1 protein-coding gene and 1 pseudogene are annotated in these 551 nt (G+C 41.0%); both read left to right on the top strand.

Features of this window, described 5'->3' with window-relative positions:
- Positions 1 to 248: phosphoenolpyruvate carboxykinase domain-containing protein (locus tag RR876_RS16695; RefSeq protein WP_332637156.1), on the top strand; the 248-nt coding region annotated here is incomplete at its 5' end.
- A gap of 94 nt (positions 249 to 342) precedes the next feature.
- A pseudogene (locus RR876_RS16690) lies at positions 343 to 551 on the top strand (hypothetical protein); the annotation flags it as partial.

The following is a 551-nucleotide window of genomic DNA, read 5'->3' as shown; positions in this document are numbered from 1 at the left end:
GGTGTGAAGGTCGCGCTGAAGCGACTGAAACACCAATTGGTCTTGTTCCAACTTACGAACAATTAAACTGGGAAGGTATTGATTTCTCTAAAGAGCAATTCAACACCGTAACAGCGCAAGACAAAGATCAATGGATCAAAGAGCTTGAAAGCCATACTGAATTATTCAGTCAGCTTGGTGAGCGTTTACCCGCTGCTCTAACAGCACGTCAAAATGAACTTTTAGAAGCAGTTAAAAAATCTGCTTAATCTAAAGTGAATAAAAGGTCGCTTCGGCGACCTTTTTTTAGAATTACACATTACAAAAAAATCTAAAAAACTTTATTACAACAAGGGGCAACTCATGCTAAAAACATTCACACTAACGGCCTGCTTACTCGGCTTATCTAGTCTAGCGATGGCGAAACCAGAGACGACCGAACAACCTGCTCTTCATATTTGTGCAATCAAAGGTACGCCAGATTCTAGCCAATTTCAGATTAAAAAACGTATTAAAGTTGCCAAAGGTACTTACGGCAGCGTCGTAGAGCTGTATCCACGCTTTGCAGAGCG

It is taken from the genome of Acinetobacter sp. (assembly GCF_036666595.1).
Taxonomy (GTDB): Bacteria; Pseudomonadota; Gammaproteobacteria; order Pseudomonadales; family Moraxellaceae; genus Acinetobacter.
The sequence above is the reverse complement of the archived record's forward strand: the minus strand, read 5'-3'. Positions and strand labels throughout refer to the sequence as shown.